Consider the following 19,298-nt stretch of genomic DNA (forward strand, 5'->3'; position numbering starts at 1 on the left):
TTATTTTACAAAAGCATACTGAATCAAATTGGCACCCATCCTAAGCGCTCTTAGTCGCGCTTCTTGGCTATCGCCGGCGTAGGTACCATAATCTTCCCACCCGTTCCCCAAATCACACTCGTAAGTGTAGAAACATACCAGGCGGCCTTGGTATACTAATCCAAAACCTTGCGGGCGCTTACCGTCATGCTCGTGCACTTTGGGTAATCCTGTAGGAAAGTTAAATTTTTGATGGTAGACGGGGGAGTTTACCGGCTGCTCCACAAAATCAAGCTCAGGAAAAACCTTCTTCATTTGCGGCCTGATAAACTTGTCGAAACCATAATTATCGTCGATGTGCAAAAAGCCGCCGCCCGTGAGATACTTTCGCAGGTTTTTAGCTTCCTGGTCACTAAAGATTATGTTGCCGTGCCCAGTCATAAACACAAATGGATAATTAAATAACTCTTCACTCCCTACTTCTACAACATCTTCTTCGGGTTGAAAGTTGGTCTTAAGGTTAGCGTTGCAAAATTTGATGAGGTTGATAAGTGCGGTTCGGTCACCATACCAGTCGCCGCCACCATTGTATTTTAAGCGCGCAAGTTTGTAAGCGGGGACAGTAAAACTACTCGCCGCTAATAGTAAGCCCGCAACTGCAGCTATACAAGCCAAACGCATCATAAAGGTAAATCTACTTAACGGTTCAAAAAATTGGCCTCAAAACAGGCCTCCAAAGCGGCTGTTTCGGTACGCAGACGGCTTTCGCCTAAAGTTATCGCTTTGTAGCCGCTTTGCAAAGCAGCATCCACTTCAGCCGGGCTAAAGTCACCTTCGGGGCCTATCAATATTAAATAACGGCCGTTTTTCTCAATAGATTGCGCAAGGCTTACTTTTTCATCTTCTATACAGTGAGCAATAAATTTTTGGCCATCAATGTTAGTTTTGATAAATTGTGTAAAACTAACTGGCGCGTTAAGCACCGGATGGTATGCCTTAATAGATTGCTTGATAGCTGAAGTAATGATCTTATCTAACCGCTCAACCTTGGCCTCTTTACGTTCGGACCGTTGGGTAATGATTAGCGATATTTCATCGATACCAATCTCTGTAGCTTTTTCTAAAAACCACTCAATTCTGTCCAGGTTTTTGGTTGGCGCTATAGCGATATGTAGGTAGTGATTGCGTTTATTATAATCTGTAGTAACTGAGTTTATTTGTAAAATAGTGCGCTTAGGGTGCGCATCTTTTATTTCGGCTTTGTACAAGCCACCCTTGCCATCAATCAGCGTTACTTCGCTGCCCACCTCAAGCCGTAACACGCGGATAGCATGTTTACTTTCTTCCTCGCTTAAAAAGTATTCGGAAACGTTAGGTGTAATATCGGGGGTATAGAAAAGCTGCATGTATAAATCCTTAAATTACAACTACCACCACATGGTACTTTAAGAGCTCTGTCTTGATACTTGATACTAACTACTTGATACTTCGAAATACTAATGCAGGTCTACCGCGTCTTCTTCATTGATAAGCAATTCCAGCTTTACCGACTCGATGTACTGATCGGATTTCTTCAACACGGTAATGTTATAGCCGTTACTTTCCTTCTGCTCGCCAACGTCAGGTATCTTACCAAAAATGTCGCCTAACCAGCCCGATACGGTGTCATAATCGCCGTCTTCCGGTAAGTCATGCGGTAAGTGCTCGTTAACATCATATATTGGTGCAAGTGCATTTACTACAAATTCGCGTTCATTGATCTTTTCAACGATAGGCTTTTCCTCGTCGAACTCGTCCTGGATCTCGCCAACAAGTTCCTCTACTATATCTTCAAGGGTAACCATACCTGCAGTACCGCCAAACTCGTCAGATACGATGGCTATCTGGATACGTTTTTGCTGTAATTCGGCCATCAGATCATTGATCTTCTTGGTCTCAGGTATAAAGTATGGCTTACGGATGATGTCACGCAGTACAATATCTTCACCACGTGCAAGCAAAGGCAAAATATCCTTGGCATGTACAATACCAATAATTCTGTCAATCACCTCATCATACACCGGCATACGCGAGTAACCCTCGTCTATCAGGATATTAAGCAATTCTTCTTTTGGAGTTTCTACCTCAATACCCGAAATTTTAGTACGCGGTACCATGATGTTCTTGACAACACGCTCGTTAAAGTCGAATACATTTTGGATCAACTCATGCTCGTTTGAGTCGAGCGCGCCGGTTTCGCGTCCCTGCTCAAGCAGGTATTGCAGCTCTTCGGAACTATGGTGCGTTTCGCCGCCCTCTAATGCGGTAATGCCAAACAACTTTAAAATAAAATTGGCAAAACCGTTAAGCAGCCAAATGGCAGGCTTAAAAATTACAAAGAAAAACCTTAATGGCAACGATACTGCCAATGTAGTACGAACAGACTTTTGAATGGCAAGCGATTTTGGAGCTAACTCACCAAACACGATATGAAGTACAGTAATTACCACGAATGACAATACGTGGCTGGCAGTGATGAAGCCCGGTGTAAGCTCGATATTCATGGCCATGAAGGCACGTAGTACAATGTTTGTAACTACACCCTCGCCCACAACACCAAGGCCCAGGGAGGCAATGGTTATACCCAGCTGCGTGGCAGCCAGGTAACCATCTAAATTATGCAGTATGCCACGGGCTATTTTGGCTACGCCGCTGCCCGATTTGGCTTTAATTTCTATCTGCGAACCGCGAACCCTTACCATTGCAAACTCTGCGGCTACAAAAAAACCGTTGAGCAGCACCAATAAAATGGTTGCTATTATATAAAAAGCGCTTATCTCGTAATGCCCGGGGTCCATTCAAAAATTATTTGTTATCGGGAAAAGTAGTCTTGTAAAGCTGGATGCTTTCTTCAATCACTTTATGAGCGTAACGTACACCTAACAAATGTTCGATTGTAACGTTTTTGCCTTCAAGCTTTTTATAGTCTTTAAAGAAGCGTACAATCTCTGTCATGGTATGCGGCGGCAACTCATTTAAATCATTGATGTAGTTTACAGACATATCGTTTTTAGCAACCGCAATGATTTTATCATCCTGCTCGCCGTTATCAACCATATGCATTACACCAACAACTTTAGCTTCGATGATAGACATCGGAAAAACGTCGATAGAGCATAAAACCAGGATATCTAACGGATCTTTATCATCGCAATACGTTTGCGGGATAAAGCCATAGTTTGCCGGGTACATCACCGATGAAAATAAAACCCTGTCCAATTTTAACAGGCCGGACTCTTTATCAATTTCGTATTTAGCTTTTGAGCCCTTAGGTATTTCTATGATCGCATGAACAACTTCAGGAACGTTATCGCCAGGTGATACCTGGTGCCAGGGGTGTTGAGTACTCATTTATTATTTTTATTCTTGTTTAGTGTTTTGTAGTTCGTCGGTATCATCAGCCTTACTCATGCGCCTGCGCACATAAGCAATAATTAACGGTATCGACGTAATTATAATAAGCCCCAATACGATGTACTGGAGATAATCTTTTAACTGCGGAAAGCGCCTGCCTAAAAAGTAACCTGCTAATGTTAACGTAGTTACCCATGCAACGCTGCCTACAATATTGTAAATAGTGAATTTTTTAATATCAACTTTTACAACTCCTGCAAATATAGGTGCAAATGTCCTAACTATTGGGAAAAATCTGCCTAAAATGAGTGCCATCCCGCCGTGCTTTGCATAAAACTCTTCGGCAACGGCTATATAACGCTTTTTAAAGAAGAACGAATCGTTCCGTTTAAACAACATCGGCCCTGCACGGTAGCCAAACCAATACCCCGTAAAGTTGCCTAAAACGCCGGCGGCTATTAGTGATAATATCAAAACGTGGATTGGAACATCAACCATGCCGGCGGCAGCTAATAAGCCCGCAAGGAAGAGCAGATAATCGCCCGGGAGGAAGAAACCGAAGAATAGCCCCGTTTCTGCAAATACAACTATCAGTAACAGGTAAAACCCGCCGCGTAAGATAGACTGCGCATCTGTTAAGTTTTGAAGGTATTCCCAAAAGGCTTCCATTAGACTATATCTGTAAAACTACAAATATTTAATGGATTTGCTTTAGCGACTTTATTTTAAATAAGTGCTGATATCAATGTTGGGTAAATACCTATAACTATTGTTGCCAGAGCCGAAAAGCCGAATACCAGTTTGTAATATGCCGGTATAGCCACCTCTGCATCATCACCGCTACGAAAGTACATGGCGATAATAACCCGGAAATAATAAAATATGCTGATGATAGCGTTAATAACGGCTATGATAACCAGCCATACCTTATACTGCGAAAGGGCACCTGTAAACATGTAAAACTTGCCGATAAAGCCGGCCGTTAACGGGATACCAGCTAATGATAGCATACTTACCGTAAGTACAAACGCAAGAAACGGATTATGCTTAGCCAAGCCGTTAAAGCCCTCAAAATTATCGGTACCAGAGTGCTGTCTTACCAATATCAATGAGCCAAAAGCTACAATTGAGGCAATTGAATAGGCCGTTGCATACACAAATATTGAATTGGCGGATGCTGCGCCAATAGCCACAATGGCAAACATCAAATAGCCTGCGTGTGATATGCTCGAAAAAGCCATCATGCGTTTAAAGCTTTGCTGATAAAGCGCGGTAATGTTTCCGATAAACAAAGTAACGATGGTAATAACCAACAGCACCGGTGTCCAGAAATCAGCCATTAAAAGGAAGCAAGCCGAAAACAGGCGCAGGAATGCTGCAAAACCCGCTACCTTAACAACGGTAGACATGTAAGCAGTAATAAGCGAAGGAGCACCTTCATATACATCTGGCGTCCAGAAATGGAATGGAGCTGCACCTACTTTGAAGCACATACCCACAATTATGAGTAAGATACCTGTGTAAAAAAGCGGATCGATATTTTGGGGATTGCCCGCTACATAGGTACGGATGCCCTCCAAGTCGAACGAGCCGGATGAACCATAAATAAGCGCTATACCGAACAGTAAGAAACCAGTAGAAAAAGCACCCATCAGGAAATACTTCAAAGCAGCCTCGTTTGATGCGAAGTCGTTTTTACGAATCCCTGCTAAAATATACAAGCTAACAGACATGATCTCGATACCGATAAACATCATGCTGAGGTTGTGATACGATACCATTACAATAATGCCCGCTAATGAAAACAATATAATAGCATAATATTCGGCAATGTGATTGCTTATCTTCTCGAAGTAGCCCTTCGATAAAAGTAATATCAATATGGTAGATACAATGCTGATGGCAGAGAATGCGATAGAAAAGTTATTGAAGAGCATCATGCCGCTGTACATAGGTGCAGCTTCATTTTTTTCAGTCCACTGCATAACAGCGGTACCCAATGCAACCAGCAGCCCCAACACGGTTACAGGCAACAAAGCTTTTTGAGCTTTATATAACCCCATGTACAAAAGCACCAGCGGTAAAACAGATATGATTATTAAAGTAGTCATTCTTATAATTTCTAAAACCTGCCTGTATTGAATTTAGCCCCAACAGTATTTACCAGGTTTGTAACTGCGGCTTCAGATATGTGTAACAATGGTTGCGGGTAAACGCCAATGACAATAATCAGCGCGCAAATAATACCCAATGCCAGTTTTTCTGATCCTTTTATATCGGCAAATACAGCTGTCAATTCGTTGCTTTCGCCCTGCATAACATTTTTGTACATGCGCAGCATGTAAACCGCACCAAAAATAATGGTTAAGCCGGCAACGGCAGCAAACCAGATACCGTAATTGTACACACCTTTAAGCAATAGAAACTCGCCAACAAACCCGTTTGTAAGCGGTAGAGCTACAGTGCCCAAAACCACTATTAAAAAGGCGATGGCAAATTTTGGAGCCACCTTGGCTATGCCACCCATGCTGGCAATTTCGCGCGTTTGTAAACGACGGCTTATAATATCCCAAATAAAGAACATACCCACCACATTGATACCATGACTTACCATCTGGATCATGGCGCCTTGTACACCCTGAATGTTCCAGGCAAATATGCCCGCAGCAATAAGGCCAACGTGCGCTATGGACGAATAAGCAACTAAACGCTTACCGTCTTTTTGATTGAATGCAATAAGTGATGCGTAAACAATACCGATCACTGATAGTATTATAGCTACACTTTGCCATTGTAAAAAGCCAAGCGGTGCATTAGGTATTAGCCAACGGATAACACCGTAGATACCCATTTTAAGCATAATACCTGACAGCATCATTGTACCTGCCGAAGGTGCTTCGGTATAAGTATCGGGCTGCCATGTGTGGAAAGGGAACAAAGGCATTTTAATAGCAAATGCTATAAAGAAGGCCAGGAACACCCATGACTGCTGTGACGGATCGAGCGTTAAGTTATAAAACGCATGAATATCATAAACCTTGCCAGGCGTTTGCAGGTAAAGGTAAATGATACCCACCAACATAAATAGCGAGCCGGCAAACGTGTAAATAAAGAACTTTATATTAACCTTAATGCGGTTTTCGCCACCCCAAAGCGCGCAAATAAAGTAAATTGGAATAAGCGCTGCTTCCCAGCCAACATAAAATAAGAAACCGTCAAGCGCAGTAAACACAGTTAACAAACCAGCCTGCATAAATAATATTAAAGCATAAAACGCTTTTGCATTGGTGTGCTCATGCTGATAAGTAGTAAGAATGATGAGTGGAACCAACACAGTGGTTAGTAAAACCATTACCATGCTGATGCCATCAATACCCGCGCTAAAGTATACACCGGCTACCGGTATCCATGGTACATCAATAACATACTGTGTTGATGCATTGGGCACAAAGCCGGCCAAAAAGTAAATAGCTAAAGCAAGCTCGGCAAGGCCGAAAAACATAGCAACATGCTTTGCGCTTTCGTTCTTAAACAACAGCACAATAAGCGCTGCAACTACCGGTAAAAAAAGTAAAATGCTAACCGTCATTATATCTCGATAAAACGCTAAGTGCGCTTTTTATACTTTAATAAAATTGTACACCAATATGGCAACAATGCCAATTACCATCATAAATATGTAGAAGCCTACATTACCCGTTTGCAATAAACGCAGGCCCTTGCTCGTTTCAACAGAACCTTTGCCAAGCCCGTTTACAAAAGCGTCAATACCGCTCTTATCAACAACCTTATAGAAGAATACCGACATGGCATCCAAAGGCTTCCTGATAATGGTATCGTATAATTCATCAACGTAAAATTTGTTGTACGAAAGGTTTGTGAGCGCTGTTCGTTCCTCTGTATCAGCAACCGGGATATTGGCACCTTTACCATATTTGCTGTAAGCATAAGCCATGGCCGCTAAAGCAATAGCAACAGATGTACCCATTAATATCCATTCGGTATTGTGGCTAAGCTCGTGCTCGCCTAACACTTTGTGTGATGCTTCAAATACCGGGCTTAAATAAGCACCTAACTCATGATGCCCGCCTAATACAGCCGGTACACCTATAGCGCCCGCAATAGCAGATAATATTGCCAGGATAATTAACGGAATAGTCATGTTAGCCGGCGACTCATGTAAATGATGTTCCTGCTCATGCGTACCACGGAATTTTCCCCAAAACGTTAGGTACATCAATCTGAACATATAGAAAGATGTTAAACCTGCTGTAATTACACCTACCACATAAAACACAGTGCTGTGTGCAAATGCCGCTGCTAATATTTCGTCTTTTGAGAAGAAGCCCGAAAACGGTGGAATACCAGCTATTGCGATGGTACCGATCAGCATGGTAATAAAGGTAACTTTGATATTGCCTTTCAGACCGCCCATTTTGCGCATGTCCTGTTCGCCGCTCATGGCGTGGATAACCGAACCTGCCCCTAAGAATAACAAGGCTTTGAAAAATGCGTGCGTTAATACGTGGAAAAATGCACCGGTATAGGCACCAACACCTAAACCTAAAAACATGTAACCCAATTGCGATACGGTTGAGTAAGCCAACACTTTTTTAATATCGGTTTGGGTAAGTGCTATTAAAGCTGCAAATGCTGCGGTAGCTAAGCCAACAATGGCAACTACTTCCATTGTATCAGGCGCGAGCGTGAATAAAATGTTGGAGCGGGCAATCATGTATATACCTGCTGTAACCATGGTTGCAGCATGTATCAAAGCTGATACGGGGGTTGGGCCGGCCATTGCATCGGGCAGCCAGGTAAATAATGGCAACTGGGCCGACTTACCTACTGCACCTACAAACAATAAAATAGTGATCAAAACGAATGGTGCACCGTTTGCGCCCATTGAGGCGGCCTTAGGGAAGATATCGCCATAAGCAACGCTGCCGAATGTATTTACGATTAGGAATATACCTAAAAGAAACCCTAGATCGCCTATGCGGTTCATGATAAAGGCTTTCTTCGCAGCATCAGCATAACTTGGGTTGCTATACCAGAAACCGATAAGCAGGTATGAGCATAAACCTACACCTTCCCAACCTATAAACATTACTACATAATTTGAGCCCATTACCAGCAGAAGCATGAAGAACACAAACAGGTTTAGATAAGCGAAGAACTTACCAAAGCCTGCATCATCATGCATGTAGCCGATAGAGTAAAGATGGATAAGGAAACCAACGCCGGTAATTACCAATAGCATTATGGAACTTAACTGGTCAATCAAAAAGGCGAAAGGAATTTTAAAATCGCCTACCGCAATCCAGTCGAACACAGTTACATTGATAGGTACCCCGGTAGATTTTATCTGAAAGAAAGCGGAAACGCTTAAACCAAATGCCACCAGTACCAATACACTGCCTATAGCCCCAATAACACCTTTAGACAAGGTATTACGGCCCAATCCGTTAATGATAAAGCCGGCTAAGGGTAAAATAGGTATAAGCCAGATCAATTTGTCCATATAAGTATCTTATGCTGCCTATCCCCTGAAGGGGAGTAGAAGTTTTTCTTTTTTTATTTTATCCTCCTGCACCCCTGTGAGGGCGCCGGTGGGCTTACCATTTAAGCCTGTTCAATACGTTAATATCTATCGAGTTGGTATTGCGGTAAATCATTACGATAATAGCCAAACCAACGGCTACTTCAGCCGCGGCGAGTGCCATGATGAAGAATACGAAAACCTGGCCCGCTGCGTCGCCACGGTAAACCGAAAATGCTGTAAGCAACAGGTTAACCGAGTTAAGCATAAGCTCAACCGACATAAATATAACGATTGCGTTACGGCGCAATAGCACGCCCATAACACCTATCGAAAAGATGATTGCACTTAAAAGGATGTAATGATTAAGCGGAACCGCTTGTATGGTATTTGTTAAACTTTCCATATCAGATGGTTGCTTTAGGTTCTTTATCTTTTGTTGCCAATAAGACGGCACCAACCATTGCAGATAGCAACAGTACCGACGATACTTCAAACGGTAACAAAAATTCGTTAAACAATACCTTACCTAAGTTTTTAACCAAGCCAAGGTTAGGATCTTTAAGCACAACAGGAGCCGATGTACCCAATAATTTTAATGATGACACCAATGCTACGGCAAGTATGCCACCGCCAAATACTGCGGCAACCTTAACCATAAATGGCTTAACAGGCTCGCTCTCCTTATTAAGGTTGATGAGCATCAGCGTATATAAAAACAAAACCAGTATGGCACCCATGTAAACAATAAAGTTTACAATAGCCAGGAACTGGGCGTTCATTAAAATGTAGTGAATGGTAAAAGTAAAAAAGGTAAGTATAAGGTAAAGGATGCTATGCACCGGGTTTTTTGCAGAGATAACCAGTATTGAAAATACAATGGATAAAAACGCGATGATGTAAAATGTCTGCATATTATTTTTACAATACCTGCCCGGCTAAAAAGCTGGGCAAAGGTATAAAACTTTGGTTATTGATTTAAAGGCGCCTCTACTAATTTGTCTTTACCGTAAATAAAATCTTTCCTCAAATAGTCTGACGGTACGATATCGCCGTCAAGATAAATAGCTTCTTTAGGGCAGGCTTCTTCGCACAGGCCGCAAAAAATGCAACGCAGCATGTTAATCTCATAAACGGCTGCATACTTTTCTTCGCGGTACAGGTTTTCTTCACCTTTCTGGCGCTCGGCAGCTGTCATGGTAATCGCTTCGGCAGGGCACGACAATGCGCATAAGCCACATGCAGTACAACGTTCGCGGCCCTCTTCATCGCGCTTAAGCGAGTGCATACCACGGAAGTTTTCAGAAAATTCACGCTTTTGCTCCGGGTATTGTATGGTAACCGGTTTTTTAAAGAAGTGCTTCATGGTAATGCTTAACCCCTGTACAATGGCAGGCAGATATGCCTTTTCCATAAGGGTTAACGGCTTTACCGTTAGTTGTTTCTTTTTATTACTTAATGATTCCATTGAAAATAACCTCTCGTTAATTAAAAAAAGTAATAACAATACCTGTAACCACAATATTTGCAATGGCAAGCGGTATTAGTGTTTTCCATCCAAGATCCATCAACTGATCGTAACGGAAACGCGGGATTGTCCAGCGCACCCACATAAAGAAGAAGATGAACAGGAAAATTTTTGCAAAGAATATAGCCGTGCCAATCAACGGCGCAGCAACCGGGCCTACATGTGCAGCAACCCAATCCATGCCCGGATAATTATAACCACCCCAATAAAGCGTGGCCATTACAGCCGAGGAAATGAACATGTTGATGTATTCGGCAAACAGGTAAAAACCAAGCTTCATTGATGAGTACTCGGTATGGTAACCGCCCACAAGTTCCGTTTCACACTCCGGCAAATCGAACGGTGTACGGTTAGTTTCTGCAAAAGAGCACACCAGGAACAATATAAAGCCCACTGGTTGATATAATACGTTCCAGTGCCAGCCATGCTGTTGTTTGGCAATTTCGCCAAGGCTTAGGGTACCAGTAACCAGCAACAGGGCAATTATGGAAAGACCCATTGAAATTTCGTAGCTGATGTTTTGTGATGCAGCGCGTATAGCACCCAGTAAAGAGTACTTGTTGTTTGAAGCCCAGCCACCAATCATTACACCGTAAACGCCTAATGATACTACACCAAAAATGTATAATATACCAACGTTAATGTCAGTAACCTGCAGCGGGATAACCTTATCACCAATTACCAGATCCTGACCCCAAGGTATAACAGCCGAACCGATACACGCCGTTAATATTGCCAATGACGGGCCAACAATAAATAAAAAGCTGGTTGCATTGGCAGGGATGATCTCCTCTTTCAAGAACATCTTTGCACCATCGGCCAGTGGTTGCAAAATACCAAATGGACCGGCGCGGTTAGGGCCCACCCTGTCCTGGAAAAATGCGGCAATCTTGCGCTCGGCATAGGTAGAATACATGGCAACCAACAGGCTGATACCGAATATAATTACTATAAGGCCAAACTTTATGGCAATATCAGTTAGTTCCATTACAGGCGTGTCTCCCTTTCAAATTGTTCTTTATTTGCCTCTATCAATAACGGGTTGCTTTTAACAACAGGCAGTGGTTTTAAAGTTTCGTAGTGGTTTGCGCTGATAACCGATTTGTTTGAAATTTTGCGTGGGCCTTCAATAACCCAGTCAGCCGTTTTCTTTTTATCAAAACGGCAGGTGTTGCAAATAAATTCTTCGGCTTCGCCGTACTCATCCTTGCGGGCAGTAACGCGTATAACATCTTCGCCTTTGTACCAAAGGGTTACTTTACCGCAGCAGCCTTCGGTATGGCACTCGCGATGTGCTTCAACTGGTTTAGTAAACCAAACACGGTTTTTAAAGCGGAAAGTTTTATCGGTTAAGGCACCGACCGGGCAAACGTCGATAACGTTACCCGAAAAGTCGTTATCTACCGCTTTTTGTATGTAGGTAGATATTTCAGAATGATCGCCACGGTTAAGGATACCATGTATACGATGGTCGGTTATCTGATCGGCAGTGAACACGCAACGGTAGCAAAGTATGCAGCGCGTCATGTGTAATTGTATCTTGTCGCCAATGTCAATCTTGTCGAACGTACGGCGGTCAAACTCATAACGTGTTTTAGCAGCACCGTGCTCAAAGCCAAGATCCTGCAGGTGGCATTCGCCTGCCTGGTCGCAAACCGGGCAATCAAGCGGGTGGTTTATCAATAACATTTCAACCACGCCTTTACGCGCCTCAATAACTTCCGGCGAGGTAATGTTTTGCACCTCCATGCCATCCATTACGGTAGTACGGCAGCTTGCTACCAGCTTAGGCATAGGGCGAGGGTCTTTTTCAGAACCTTTGCTTACCTTAACCAAACAAGTACGGCATTTACCGCCGCTACCCGCCAGTTTTGAATAATAGCACATAGCCGGCGGAACAATATCTCCCCCAATCATCCTCGCGGCGTTCAGGATTGTAGTCCCGGCTTCTACTTCAATAGGAAATCCGTCTATTGTAACTTTCATTTATAATTCAAAATTAAAAAGTCAAAATTCAAAAACTTTGCACTTTTCATATGCCTTACTTATTTAAATTGATAATGATCGAAGCAATGATCTTTGATATTTCATCTGCTTCATTCAACATCTCATTTAATTTTTCCTTTTCGTTTGGTAAGATTGTATCTCTTATCAAACATAGCCAGTACTTCGTTTCATTGCTGATTTCAGAGCTATTGTATAAAAGTTCCTGAAATCTTTCGTCGAACTACCCGACTTAGCTTCAATAATATTGGCACCTATTGAGGTACCACTTCTAATTAACTGATCAAAAACAGAAAAGTAAATTCTTTCATATTTAGCAGCTGATATTAAAAGCACAATCTCCTTTGAGAACTAATAACACCTGTATTTGATGTCGTAAGGCTTTTCTATCAAGCTATCTTATTTTTAATTTTTACTTTTTAATTTTGACTTAATTATGCCACCGGCTCAGGCGTAGGCAACGGATCTGCGTAATGTGCAATACCGTAGTTACCGCTAATTGCCGCCGATGGATTTGATACATGCCATTCAAACTCATCTCTGAAGTGGCGTATTGCACTTGCTACAGGCCATGCTGCTGCATCACCAAGCGGGCAAATGGTGTTACCTTCTATCTTCTTGCTTACATCAACCAACAGGTCCATGTCGCTCATTTTACCGTGACCGTACTCCAGACGATGCAATACTTTTTCCATCCAGCCCGTACCTTCACGGCATGGCGAACATTGTCCGCAGCTTTCATGGTGATAAAAGCGGGCAAAGTTCCAGGTATTGCGAACAATACACTGATCTTCGTCATAGGCAATAAAACCGCCCGAACCCATCATGGTACCGGTAGCAAAACCACCGTCAGACAATGATTCGTAGCTCATCAAACGGGCTTCGTTATTAATGGTTTTCAGGATGAGGTTGGCAGGCAAAATTGGTACTGATGAACCACCTGCAACCACTGCCTTTAAGCGTTTGCCATTGGCAATACCCTGGCAATAATCATCACCGTAAATAAATTCTTCAACAGGTACGCCCAACTCTATCTCGTAAACACCGGGACGTTTCAAATTACCGCCTGCAGAGATGAGTTTAGTACCCGTACTGCGGCCGATACCAACCTTTGCATACTCGTCGCCACCCTCATTAATGATCGGGACAACTGCTGCAATGGATTCAACGTTGTTTACCACCGTTGGGCATCCGTATAAGCCAGCAATAGCCGGGAACGGAGGTTTTATCCTCGGGTTACCCCGTTTACCTTCAAGCGACTCTAACAATGCGGTTTCTTCGCCGCAGATATAAGCACCACCACCAGGTTGTACATAAAGCTCCAGATCGTAACCTGTGCCTAAAATATTTTTACCAAGGAAACCGGCATTTTTGGCCTCCTGTATAGCTCTTTCTAAAATACGTATCTGCGGCATCATTTCGCCACGAACGTATATGTACGACGTTTTTGCGCCTAAGGCATAGCTGGCTACAATCATCCCCTCAATTAATAAGTGAGGGATGTGCGTCATCAAATAACGGTCTTTAAATGTACCCGGTTCAGACTCATCAGCGTTACAAACCAGGTAGCGTTCAACACCTTCCGGCTTAGCTAAAAAGCTCCACTTCATCCCGGTAGGGAAACCGGCGCCTCCACGTCCACGTAAACCCGATTTTTTAACCTCTTCAACCACATCATCGGGCGAAAGGGTTTTTAAAGCCTTTTCAACAGATGCATAGCCGCCTTTTGAGCGGTAAACGTCGAAGGTGTTGATACCGGGTACGTTAATATGTTCTAATAAAAGTTTGCGTCCCATTAGTTGTTGGCCTTTCCTTTTAAATCAGTGATCAGCTTATCAACCGAGTCGGTAGTTAAGTTTTCGTAAAAAGTATATTCGGGGCCAATTTGCAAAACAGGGCCAAAGCCACATGCAGCAAGGCACTCAACACCTCTCCAGCTAAACAAGCCGTCAGGCGTTACATCGCCTTCTTTAACGCCAAGTGTTTTTTCGATATGCTCCATTATCGGCGTTGCACCAACAATTTCACAAGGGCCGGTACGGCAAACCTCAAGCATATACTTGCCTTGCGGCTTTAAAAAGTACATGGTATAAAAGGTAGCAACCTCGTAAACCTCAATAGGCTGAATGCTTAAATACTCGGCTACTTTGTCCATAGCCTGCGGGCTTACCCAACCAAACTCGGCCTGCACAAGGTGCAATACCGGCAACAAGGCAGATTTTTGCTTGCCTTGCGGGTAGCGGCTTACTATATCATCAAATTTGCTGATCAGTTCCGGTGTAAAAATTACCGGCGTACTGGTATCCTGTACACTAAGCATCTAATTCTCCCGCTATTACGTTTAAACTACTCATGTTGATAATCGCATCAGATAATAACATACCGCGGCTCATTGGCGCATACATCTGGTAATTGATGAAGCTTGGCCTGCGGAAATGCAAACGGTAAGGTGAGCGGCCACCGTCATTCAACAGGTAAAAACCAAGTTCGCCGTTGGCACCTTCTACAGCGTGGTAAACTTCGGCTGTTGGGGTGTGCACCTCGCCCATCACAATTTTAAAGTGATAGATAAGCGCTTCCATGTTATTATATACTTCCTCTTTTGGAGGCAGGTAAAAGGCCGGTACATCCGCGTGGAATATATCCGACGGCTCTTTTTCAATTTTATTAAGTGCCTGCTCTATAAGGCGCAGGCTTTGCCACATTTCTTCGTTACGTACCAAAAAGCGGTTGTAAACGTCGCCATTTTCACCTACAGGCACCTCAAAGTCAAACTCTTCATATGATGAATAAGGCTCCATTGCACGCACGTCGTAGTCAACACCGGCTGCACGCAACAAAGGGCCGCTCCAGCTGTAGCTCAATGCGTCCTCGGCAGTAACAGCAGCTACGCCCCTGGTACGATCTACAAATATCCTGTTACGGTTAAAAAGCGCTTCAAACTCTTTTAGCACAGCAGGGAACTTCGTAATAAATTTACGGATCTTGGCAAAGGCAATATCATTGAAGTTGCGCTCGAAACCACCTATACGGCCAATATTAGTTGTTAGGCGTGAGCCACAGATCTCTTCATAAATTTCATAGATCTCTTCGCGGTATTCCATCATATAAAGGAAACCGGTAAATGCTCCCGTATCAACGCCCAATACACCATTACAAACAATATGGTCGGCAATGCGGGCCAGTTCCATAATGATGATACGCATGTAGTCTACACGTTTAGGAGTAGCTATACCCAGCAGCTTTTCAACTGTCATGTGCCAGCCCATGTTGTTTATAGGCGACGAGCAATAGTTAAGCCTGTCGGTAAGTGGCGTTATCTGGTAAAATGGGCGGTGCTCCGCAATCTTCTCAAACGCACGGTGTATGTAGCCTATGGTTGATACGCCGCTTACAATGCGCTCGCCATCCAACTGCAAAACGTTTTGGAACACACCATGCGTTGCAGGGTGCGTTGGACCAAGGTTGAGCGTAGAATACTCGGTTTGCGGGTCGTTATCGGTATATGCGGGATGGTTCTGCATCTTCTATCTTCCGAAAAAATAATCTTTTTTATCAACACGATTCGGGTCTTCCAGCGGGAACTCTTTCCTCATCGGGAACACTGTCATGTCATCAACATTCAATATCCTGCGCAGATCCGGGTGGCCGTCAAATATAACCCCAAAGAAGTCGTAAGTTTCGCGCTCCATCCAGTTGGCGCCATCCCAAAGCGGCGTAGCCGATGGGATATGCAGATCATCAACAGACAATTGTACTTTTACACGAATACGCGTATTAGTGGTTAAGCTGTGTAAATGATAAACAACTGCAATGGCTTTCTCAAGCTCCGGATAATGTATAGCAGTAATATCCGTCAGGAAAATAAACTTAAGCGACGGATCTGTTTTAAGGTAAGCAAGCACATCGGCTATCACTTCTCTTTCGGCCTCAACCGTAAGTAAGCCAAAATCTTCGCCTGTTTGTTTTACCGTGTTGGTAAATCTCGCAGTAAGCTTTTGTAAAAGTTCTTCGTTAGCTATCTTACCCATTATTATTGAATTCCGTATTTAGCAAGTAATGCCTGGTATTTAGGCTCTTCGCGGCGACGCAGTGTTTCTGTTTGTACAAGTTTTTGGATACCCATAAAGCCATCAATAATTGCTTCGGGGCGTGGCGGGCAACCGGGCACATAAACGTCAACCGGTATCACTTCATCAATACCCTGCAAAACAGAGTAAGTGTCAAATATACCACCGCTTGATGCGCAGGCACCAACAGCCATCACCCAACGTGGCTCGGCCATTTGAAGGTAAACCTGGCGAAGTACCGGTGCCATTTTTTTTGATATGGTACCCATCACCATCAGCAAGTCGGCCTGGCGTGGCGAAAAGCTCAAACGCTCGGCACCAAACCTCGAAAGGTCATAGTGCGAGCCCATGGTGGCCATAAATTCGATACCGCAGCATGATGTAGCAAATGGCAGAGGCCATAAAGAGTTTGAGCGTGCTAAACCTATGGCTTTATCAAGCGATGTGGCAAAAAAACCAGATCCTTCAACACCGGCAGGCGCGTCAACTATTTGTATATCACTCATGAATTTTATCAAATAAAAAATACCATCAGTAAAACTGATATGCAAATTTAAATAAAATACCGTTTGTAATGCGCGATCTCAAGCTTGCACAATATATTTAGAATCAATCTAAACAGATTGTATTAGTCCCAGTTTAAAGCGCCTTTTTTAAGAATGTAGAAGAAACCGGCAAGCAAAGTGCCCATGAATATAAACATCTCTACCATACCGTCACGGCCCAAATCACGGAAGTTTACAGCCCATGGGTACATGAAAATAACCTCCACATCAAACAGTACAAACAGTATCGCAACCAGGAAGTATTTAATTGACATGGGTGTACGGGCGTTACCCACAACCTCGATACCCGACTCGAATGGAGTAAGCTTGTCCGAAGTATTACGTTTAGGGCCAATTTTGTGTGTAACAAACATAGTTGTAACAACAAAACCTATTGCAACCAGCATCTGGAATATAATAGGCAAATAATTAACCGGTAAACTTTGTAATTCCATGCTGCAAATATACAAACAGGTGCGTAATAAAAAAGCCCTCTTTTTTTGAAGAGGGCTTTTAAAACATTCAGCTTAAGGTTATTTACCTTTTGATGCACCGCCTTTGCGCGAGAAGAACGCTGCTACCTGTTTGTTGGTAGGGTCAAGCTCACGGGCTTTGGTGTAATTTTCAGTAGCTTTTGCCTCGTCTTTTTCTTTGTACATGGCAAGGTTACCTAAGTATATGTAAGCTTCTGCTAATTCTCTTTTTGCTCTTTCGTCAGCGGGCGGGGTAGCACTTACTGCAGCAATATATTGCTCGTAGTAAGGTTTAGCATAGCCTTTAATGTTATTCCTGTCGGCATCTTTACTTTCGTTAACACGAGCCCTGAACAACAATACTGCCGGAATTGGCTTACCAGCTTTTTGATTGATGTGGCTAAATGCAGAATCTGCTTTAGTTAACAAAGTAGTATCAGGCTTTTTAGGATCAAAGGCATAGTAGTAGCTTGAACCCAAACGCAGGTAATCATTCAGTGTGCTTTTACGCGATTTTGCAACATAAGCCGCATAAGCATCACCAGCTTGCTCGTATCTTTTTTGAGCGTAAAGTGACTTACCAATTTCTGCATATACATCAGCCTGAGTAGTATCAATTGCATACGCTTTTTTCAAGGCGCCGATACCTAATGAATCCTGACCTGAAGCGATTTGCAAACGGCCTTGTACAAGGTAGTCACGCGCAATGATACGTTTAGGGTCAGCTTTTGATATCCAAGTATTAATAGCTGTTAAACCAGCTGGATAATCTTTATTCTCTAAAGCGGCAATGGCCAGGTAACGGTAAACTCTTAAGTTACCATTCGCAGCTTTAGCCAGTTCATTAGCTTCTGTTTGCAAGGTTTTGTAATCACCAGCATAAGCAAGGAAGTCGGCATAACGCATACGTGACTCAACAGACATATCTGTTAACGACAAGTATTTACGGTAAGCATCAACACCTTCTTTGATTTTTACAGATGCCATTTTAGGATCAGATAATGCCCAACGAGCATCAGTTTCTGCCCATTCGCGGTAAGCCGGTCCGTAGTTGGGATCGATAGCTAAGGCCGCTTTAAATTCACGTTCCGAATCTTCAAAGTTGTTAGCAAATTTCCAAATCACACCGGTTGCAACTTTGGCACTGGCCAACTTAGGGTCAATTGCAAGTGCAGCCTGGTATTGGTCTAATGCCTCAGTGTTTTTCAACTGGCTACGGTAAGCATCACCAAGCGCTACCAATAGCTCGGCATCTTTAGCATTTACTGCTTTACCTTTGTTTAGGATAGCTATTGCAGCGTTTGCATCAGCAGCGGCAACTTTACCATCTGTTTGGTTCAATAAATAAGCTTTACCAACGTAAGTGTATGGTGTGCTGCTTTTACCTGCCAGAGCAATTGCCTGGTTAAAGTTTGTAGTAGCATTAGCTTTATCTTTATCAACAAAAGCTGCGGCACCTAAACCTGCATAGTTAAGGGCAGATTTTGGGTTAACAGCAATACCTTTCTGAAAAGTTGCTTTTGCAGAATCCGGATAGTCTTGAAGGATGTAAACCCAACCCAGGTAAAAGAAGTTTTCGTCTTTTGTACCCTGTGTTACGGTCAAATTTTTAAGCATCGACTTAGCTTTCTGATATTGTTCGGCATCGATCGCTTTTTTGGCATCTGCTATGCTTTGCGCAAAAACTGATGAGCCAACAAGCACCAGCGCTAATACTAATTTGCTTATTTTACTGATCATTTTCATCTTTAGTTGTATATGTTA

At 43.1% G+C, this 19,298-nt stretch carries 20 protein-coding genes and 1 pseudogene; all 21 read right to left on the reverse strand.

Translation table 11 applies throughout. From position 1 onward, the window contains the following. The 21 genes and pseudogenes from FPZ43_RS07670 to FPZ43_RS07775 all read right to left on the reverse strand — a co-directional run bounded on the left by FPZ43_RS07670 (position 1) and on the right by FPZ43_RS07775 (position 19,280). Positions 1-663, reverse strand: a complete 663-nt coding sequence (locus tag FPZ43_RS07670; RefSeq protein ID WP_391563965.1) for a DUF4159 domain-containing protein — start codon at positions 661-663, stop codon at positions 1-3. Between the two features lie 14 nt (positions 664-677). Next, positions 678-1,385 carry a 16S rRNA (uracil(1498)-N(3))-methyltransferase gene (locus FPZ43_RS07675; protein WP_146381286.1) on the reverse strand — a complete coding sequence of 236 codons (708 nt, stop codon included), beginning with the start codon at positions 1,383-1,385 and terminating at the stop codon, positions 678-680. 90 nt (positions 1,386-1,475) lie between these two features. Next, the gene (locus FPZ43_RS07680) at positions 1,476-2,816 is read right to left on the reverse strand and encodes a hemolysin family protein (protein WP_146381287.1); all 1,341 of its coding nucleotides are present in this window, start codon (positions 2,814-2,816) and stop codon (positions 1,476-1,478) included. 7 nt (positions 2,817-2,823) lie between these two features. Then, on the reverse strand, positions 2,824-3,369 hold the full coding sequence (locus FPZ43_RS07685) for an inorganic diphosphatase (protein ID WP_146381288.1): 546 nt from the start codon (positions 3,367-3,369) through the stop codon (positions 2,824-2,826). Between the two features lie 9 nt (positions 3,370-3,378). After that, the gene (locus tag FPZ43_RS07690; RefSeq protein ID WP_146381289.1) at positions 3,379-4,041 is read right to left on the reverse strand and encodes a DedA family protein; all 663 of its coding nucleotides are present in this window, start codon (positions 4,039-4,041) and stop codon (positions 3,379-3,381) included. A gap of 56 nt (positions 4,042-4,097) precedes the next feature. Beyond that, positions 4,098-5,483, reverse strand: a complete 1,386-nt coding sequence (locus FPZ43_RS07695; protein WP_146381290.1) for an NADH-quinone oxidoreductase subunit N — start codon at positions 5,481-5,483, stop codon at positions 4,098-4,100. Between the two features lie 11 nt (positions 5,484-5,494). Continuing rightward, positions 5,495-6,961: a complex I subunit 4 family protein gene (locus FPZ43_RS07700; RefSeq protein WP_146381291.1), complete on the reverse strand. Its 1,467-nt coding sequence runs from the start codon at positions 6,959-6,961 to the stop codon at positions 5,495-5,497. Between the two features lie 30 nt (positions 6,962-6,991). Next, positions 6,992-8,896, reverse strand: coding sequence for an NADH-quinone oxidoreductase subunit L (nuoL, locus tag FPZ43_RS07705; protein WP_146381292.1), 1,905 nt, complete (start codon positions 8,894-8,896; stop codon positions 6,992-6,994). A 94-nt stretch (positions 8,897-8,990) separates the two neighbouring features. Further along, on the reverse strand, positions 8,991-9,320 hold the full coding sequence (gene nuoK / locus FPZ43_RS07710) for an NADH-quinone oxidoreductase subunit NuoK (protein ID WP_146381293.1): 330 nt from the start codon (positions 9,318-9,320) through the stop codon (positions 8,991-8,993). Position 9,321: 1 nt separating this feature from the next. Beyond that, complete coding sequence (locus tag FPZ43_RS07715) at positions 9,322-9,828, reverse strand: NADH-quinone oxidoreductase subunit J family protein (RefSeq protein ID WP_146381294.1); 507 nt, start codon at positions 9,826-9,828, stop codon at positions 9,322-9,324. A gap of 56 nt (positions 9,829-9,884) precedes the next feature. Next, positions 9,885-10,382, reverse strand: a complete 498-nt coding sequence (locus FPZ43_RS07720; protein WP_146381295.1) for a NuoI/complex I 23 kDa subunit family protein — start codon at positions 10,380-10,382, stop codon at positions 9,885-9,887. 16 nt (positions 10,383-10,398) lie between these two features. Further along, complete coding sequence (nuoH, locus tag FPZ43_RS07725) at positions 10,399-11,430, reverse strand: NADH-quinone oxidoreductase subunit NuoH (protein WP_146381296.1); 1,032 nt, start codon at positions 11,428-11,430, stop codon at positions 10,399-10,401. Next, a complete protein-coding gene (locus FPZ43_RS07730) occupies positions 11,430-12,428 on the reverse strand; it encodes a 2Fe-2S iron-sulfur cluster-binding protein (RefSeq protein ID WP_146381297.1) in 999 nt (332 codons plus the stop codon). Before FPZ43_RS07730 ends, nuoH begins: the two co-directional genes overlap by 1 nt. 55 nt (positions 12,429-12,483) lie before the next feature. Further along, a pseudogene (locus FPZ43_RS19700) lies at positions 12,484-12,785 on the reverse strand (four helix bundle protein). Positions 12,786-12,880: 95 nt separating this feature from the next. Further along, entirely contained in the window at positions 12,881-14,242 is a 1,362-nt protein-coding gene (gene nuoF / locus FPZ43_RS07745) for an NADH-quinone oxidoreductase subunit NuoF (RefSeq protein WP_146381298.1), read from the reverse strand. Beyond that, positions 14,242-14,766 carry an NADH-quinone oxidoreductase subunit NuoE family protein gene (locus FPZ43_RS07750; protein ID WP_146381299.1) on the reverse strand — a complete coding sequence of 175 codons (525 nt, stop codon included), beginning with the start codon at positions 14,764-14,766 and terminating at the stop codon, positions 14,242-14,244. Before FPZ43_RS07750 ends, nuoF begins: the two co-directional genes overlap by 1 nt. Then, a complete protein-coding gene (locus FPZ43_RS07755; RefSeq protein ID WP_146381300.1) occupies positions 14,759-15,970 on the reverse strand; it encodes an NADH-quinone oxidoreductase subunit D in 1,212 nt (403 codons plus the stop codon). Before FPZ43_RS07755 ends, FPZ43_RS07750 begins: the two co-directional genes overlap by 8 nt. 3 nt (positions 15,971-15,973) lie before the next feature. Next, positions 15,974-16,477, reverse strand: a complete 504-nt coding sequence (locus tag FPZ43_RS07760) for an NADH-quinone oxidoreductase subunit C (protein WP_146381301.1) — start codon at positions 16,475-16,477, stop codon at positions 15,974-15,976. 2 nt (positions 16,478-16,479) lie between these two features. Next, positions 16,480-17,022 (reverse strand): NADH-quinone oxidoreductase subunit B, encoded by a 543-nt coding sequence (locus tag FPZ43_RS07765; protein WP_146381302.1) that lies wholly within the window; start codon positions 17,020-17,022, stop codon positions 16,480-16,482. 122 nt (positions 17,023-17,144) lie between these two features. Then, complete coding sequence (locus tag FPZ43_RS07770; protein ID WP_146381303.1) at positions 17,145-17,516, reverse strand: NADH-quinone oxidoreductase subunit A; 372 nt, start codon at positions 17,514-17,516, stop codon at positions 17,145-17,147. 78 nt (positions 17,517-17,594) lie between these two features. Further along, the gene (locus FPZ43_RS07775) at positions 17,595-19,280 is read right to left on the reverse strand and encodes a tetratricopeptide repeat protein (RefSeq protein WP_146381304.1); all 1,686 of its coding nucleotides are present in this window, start codon (positions 19,278-19,280) and stop codon (positions 17,595-17,597) included. Positions 19,281-19,298 lie beyond the last annotated feature (18 nt).

Source organism: Mucilaginibacter pallidiroseus (genome assembly GCF_007846085.1).
Lineage (GTDB): Bacteria > Bacteroidota > Bacteroidia > Sphingobacteriales > Sphingobacteriaceae > Mucilaginibacter > Mucilaginibacter pallidiroseus.

Coding starts and splice junctions, on each gene's coding strand:
- nuoF (WP_146381298.1), bottom strand. CDS start 14,242: ATGGGACGCAAACTTTTATTAGAACATATTAACGTACCCGGTATCAAC.
- FPZ43_RS07755 (WP_146381300.1), bottom strand. CDS start 15,970: ATGCAGAACCATCCCGCATATACCGATAACGACCCGCAAACCGAGTAT.
- FPZ43_RS07770 (WP_146381303.1), bottom strand. CDS start 17,516: ATGGAATTACAAAGTTTACCGGTTAATTATTTGCCTATTATATTCCAG.
- FPZ43_RS07700 (WP_146381291.1), bottom strand. CDS start 6,961: ATGACGGTTAGCATTTTACTTTTTTTACCGGTAGTTGCAGCGCTTATT.
- FPZ43_RS07670 (WP_391563965.1), bottom strand. CDS start 663: ATGATGCGTTTGGCTTGTATAGCTGCAGTTGCGGGCTTACTATTAGCG.
- nuoL (WP_146381292.1), bottom strand. CDS start 8,896: ATGGACAAATTGATCTGGCTTATACCTATTTTACCCTTAGCCGGCTTT.
- FPZ43_RS07760 (WP_146381301.1), bottom strand. CDS start 16,477: ATGGGTAAGATAGCTAACGAAGAACTTTTACAAAAGCTTACTGCGAGA.
- FPZ43_RS07695 (WP_146381290.1), bottom strand. CDS start 5,483: ATGACTACTTTAATAATCATATCTGTTTTACCGCTGGTGCTTTTGTAC.
- FPZ43_RS07750 (WP_146381299.1), bottom strand. CDS start 14,766: ATGCTTAGTGTACAGGATACCAGTACGCCGGTAATTTTTACACCGGAA.
- FPZ43_RS07765 (WP_146381302.1), bottom strand. CDS start 17,022: ATGAGTGATATACAAATAGTTGACGCGCCTGCCGGTGTTGAAGGATCT.
- FPZ43_RS07715 (WP_146381294.1), bottom strand. CDS start 9,828: ATGCAGACATTTTACATCATCGCGTTTTTATCCATTGTATTTTCAATA.
- nuoK (WP_146381293.1), bottom strand. CDS start 9,320: ATGGAAAGTTTAACAAATACCATACAAGCGGTTCCGCTTAATCATTAC.
- FPZ43_RS07690 (WP_146381289.1), bottom strand. CDS start 4,041: ATGGAAGCCTTTTGGGAATACCTTCAAAACTTAACAGATGCGCAGTCT.
- nuoH (WP_146381296.1), bottom strand. CDS start 11,430: ATGGAACTAACTGATATTGCCATAAAGTTTGGCCTTATAGTAATTATA.
- FPZ43_RS07720 (WP_146381295.1), bottom strand. CDS start 10,382: ATGGAATCATTAAGTAATAAAAAGAAACAACTAACGGTAAAGCCGTTA.
- FPZ43_RS07775 (WP_146381304.1), bottom strand. CDS start 19,280: ATGAAAATGATCAGTAAAATAAGCAAATTAGTATTAGCGCTGGTGCTT.
- FPZ43_RS07675 (WP_146381286.1), bottom strand. CDS start 1,385: ATGCAGCTTTTCTATACCCCCGATATTACACCTAACGTTTCCGAATAC.
- FPZ43_RS07680 (WP_146381287.1), bottom strand. CDS start 2,816: ATGGACCCCGGGCATTACGAGATAAGCGCTTTTTATATAATAGCAACC.
- FPZ43_RS07730 (WP_146381297.1), bottom strand. CDS start 12,428: ATGAAAGTTACAATAGACGGATTTCCTATTGAAGTAGAAGCCGGGACT.
- FPZ43_RS07685 (WP_146381288.1), bottom strand. CDS start 3,369: ATGAGTACTCAACACCCCTGGCACCAGGTATCACCTGGCGATAACGTT.